Source organism: Methyloligella halotolerans (genome assembly GCF_001708935.1).
GTDB classification, from domain to species: Bacteria; Pseudomonadota; Alphaproteobacteria; order Rhizobiales; family Methyloligellaceae; genus Methyloligella; species Methyloligella halotolerans.
Genome location: NZ_MASI01000017.1, coordinates 1 through 3613, shown reverse-complemented (window position 1 = coordinate 3613; position 3613 = coordinate 1). Strand labels below are relative to the sequence as shown.

Sequence of the window (3613 nt, the reverse complement as noted above, 5' to 3'; positions counted from 1 at the left end):
CTGTGCGCTGGGTCGAGTACGACCCTGAGACGGAGAAGTTCACGGTCACGGTCCAGGACCTGAAGAACGACCACACCTATTCGGAGGAGTTCGACTACGTGGTGGCGGCGAACGGCCACTTCTCCACGCCGAACGTCCCGGACTTCGAAGGGCTGAAGATGTTCCCGGGCCGTGTGCTGCACGCCCACGACTTCCGCGACGCGCTCGAGTTCAAGGGCAAGGACGTGCTTTTGATCGGCGCCTCCTACTCGGCGGAGGATATCGGGGTCCAGTGCCATAAATACGGTGCGAACTCGATCACCTTCTCCTACCGGACGGCGCCCATGGGGTTCGACTGGCCGGACGGGTTCGAGGAGAAGCCGCTGCTGCAGAAGGTCGAGGGCAACACGGCCCACTTCGCCGACGGCACCACCAAGGAGGTGGACGCATCGTGCTGTGCACGGGCTACAAGAACTACTACCCGTTCCTGCCCGACAGCCTTCGCCTGAAGACCGGCACCCGGCTTTATCCGGAGGGTCTCTACAAGGGCATCTTCTGGCTGGACAATCCGAAGCTGATGTATATCGGCGCCCAGGACCAGTACTACACGTTCAACATGTTCGACGCCCAGGCCTGGTATGCGCGCGACGTGATGCTGGGCCGCATCCCGCTTCCCTCCAAGCCGGAGATGACGGCGGACGCCAAGAAGTGGGTCGCCATGGAGGAGGCCTGCGAGAACCCCGAGCAGGATATCGACTTCCAGACGGAGTATGTGCGCGATCTTCTTGAGAAGACCGACTACCCGCATCTGGACGTGGACCGGGTGGCGGAACTCTTCAAGGAGTGGGAGCACCACAAGGAAGAGGGCATCCTGACCTATCGGGACCGGGTCTACCCGTCGGTGATCACGGGGACCATGTCGCCGAAGCACCATACGAAGTGGATGCAGGCCCTGGACGACAGCCTGGAAGCCTTCTTGGCGGTTCGTGAAGCGGCCGAGTAGCCGCTTCTTGGCCGTGCGTGAAGCGGCCGAGTAGCCGCTTCTTGGCGGTGCGTGAGGCGGCCGGGTAGCCGTCAGACACGACAGAGCTAAAGGCGGGCCGTCCTTCACATGCCCTTGAACGACGTTGTTCTTGGGGGGCGGCCCGCCGCACCGATCAGCCGAAGCGGCCGATCGGCAAACCGCAGATCGCAAGAGCCACGCCCCGGCCCCCTGCCGCAGCTTGGGAGGGGGGCCTGGACGTTCCTCTTCTCGACGACCCCGAAGCGACTGCTTTTTAAGGAGAGCGCTTATGAGCCTGGACAGCGAGACCCGACCGCGCAGCCTGTCGGAAGCGACTTCCGCCGTGACCTCTCATGGGGGGCGGCGCATCCGCCGGACCCGTGTGGCCGGGGGCGGCTGCCTGGCCTTCGGGGTCAGGGACGGCGATAAGCTCACCATCATCGATCCGGAAGGGGCGCAAACGGGGCTGCTCTATGCCCTGTCGGAGACGCAAGGCGGCCAGGCGGTGATCCCGTCCCTCTCCACCCTGGATGCGCCGACCTTGGAAGAGGCGCTTGACGAAGCGCTGGAAGGCCGGCCGGCGACGGAGCATGCGCTGGGCTCCCGCAACGTGGACAAGGGCGAGATCCGCGGCAGCCGTCTGTTCGGGCCGGATAGCGCGCCGGGCTCGAAGGCCCGGTTCGAGATCAAGGCCACGGGTCTTTGCATGCTGGTGGCGCCGGGCAGCGCAATGGCGCCGGACGAGCAGGACACGCCCACGGATCTCCTGATCGAGATCGAGCAGGGGGGCGAGGAGCGGCTGGATGCGCCGCCGCCTCTGGCGGAGCCGAAGCTGGATCTGCGCATCGATGCGGCGTCCGCGTCGTCCTACACGGTGAAGGCCGGCGACTATATCCAGATCGTCGACGTGGAGGGCCGTCAGTGCTCCGACTTCCTGGCCTTCGATGCGGAAGCCCTGGAGCGCGGCATCGAGAACGGCCTCGACGCCACCACCACCCATACGCTGATGGGCACGGCTGCGCCCGGCCCGGGCCTGCATGCCAAATACTACGACCAGACCCAGAAGCCGCTCGTGGAGGTGATCCAGGACACGGTCGGCCGCCACGACACGTTCATGCTGGCCTGCAACGCCAAGTATTACGAGGATATGGGCTATCCGGGCCATTCCAACTGCACGGACAACTTCAACGCCTGTTTGGAGCCCTATCCGATCGCGCCCCGCAAGGGCTGGCCGGCGATCAACTTCTTCTACAACACCTTCGTCGACGACGATGACGGGATCGGGCTGGACGAGCCCTGGTCGCGGCCCGGGGACTACGTGCTGCTCCGCGCGCTGACCGACATCGTCTGCGCCTCGTCGTCCTGCGCCGACGATATCGACCCGGCCAATGGCTGGAGCCCCACGGACATCCAGGTGCGGGTTTACGACAAGGAGAACGACTTCCCGAAAGGAAAGGCCCATCGCATGACCCCCGACGCAGAGCCGCGCCTGACGCGGGAGAGCGGCTTCTATCCGCGCTTCTCCGCGCTGACCCGCAAGTTCGAAGATTATCGCGGCTTCTGGCTGCCCACCTGCTTCTCCGACGTGGAGCCCATCGAGGAATACTGGGCCTGCCGGGAGAAGGCGGTGATCATGGATCTCTCCGCCCTGCGCAAGTTCGAGGTGACGGGGCCCGACGCCGAAGAGCTGGTGCATCTGGTCGCCACCCGCAACATCCGCAAGCTGAGCCAGGGCCAGGTGGTCTACACCGCCTTCTGCTACGACCATGGCGGCATGATCGACGACGGCACCGTGTTCCGGCTCTGCCAGAACAACTTCCGGGTCGTGTGCGGCGACGATTATCTCGGCGTCTGGATGCGCCAGGTGGCCCAGGAGCGGAACCTCAAGGTCTGGGTTCGGTCTTCCACCGACCAGCTCCACAACGTGGCGCTCCAGGGGCCGAAGTCGCGGGACATCCTCAAGGAGATCGTCTGGACCCGGCCCGACCAGCCGACCATCGAGGAGCTGAAGTGGTTCCGCTTCCTGATCGGCCGCATCGACGACCAGCCGGTGATCGTCTCGCGCACCGGCTATACGGGCGAGCTCGGCTATGAGATCTGGTGCCACCCGGACGCCGCACCCGCCGTGTTCGACGCCATCTGGGAGGCGGGAAAGCCCTATGGCTTACGCCCCTTCGGCCTGCTCGCGCTCGACATGGTGCGCATCGAGGCGGGCCTCGTCTTCGCCGGCTACGACTTCTGCGACCAGACCGACCCGTTCGAGGCGGGCATCGGCTTCACCGTGCGCAAGGACATGGAGGAGGACCCCTTCATCGGCTCCGAGGCGCTCGCCCGCCGCAAGGCCAACCCGCTGAAGAAGCTCGTCGGCCTCGATATCGGCAGCAACGAATGCATCCACCACGGCGATCCCATCTATGTGGGCCGGGCCCAGGTGGGCGAGGTGACGAGCTCCACACGCTCGCCCATCCTGAAGAAGAACATCGCGCTCGCAAGGATGGACGTCTCAAAGAGCGAGCCGGGCACCGAGGTCGAGATCGGCAAGCTCGACGGCCACCAGAAACGCATCCCGGCGACCATCGTCACACTCTCACACTACGACCCAAAGAAAACACGCGTCAGAGACGTCCAACC

The 3613-nt window shown here is 65.1% G+C and carries 1 protein-coding gene and 1 pseudogene; both read left to right on the top strand.

What is annotated here, in order from left to right; translation table 11 throughout:
• Positions 1 to 982 (top strand): annotated as a pseudogene (locus A7A08_RS15780) (NAD(P)-binding domain-containing protein); the annotation flags it as partial.
• A 322-nt stretch (positions 983 to 1304) separates the two neighbouring features.
• Positions 1305 to 3613: trimethylamine N-oxide demethylase (locus A7A08_RS15275; protein ID WP_483428587.1), on the top strand; the 2309-nt coding region annotated here is incomplete at its 3' end.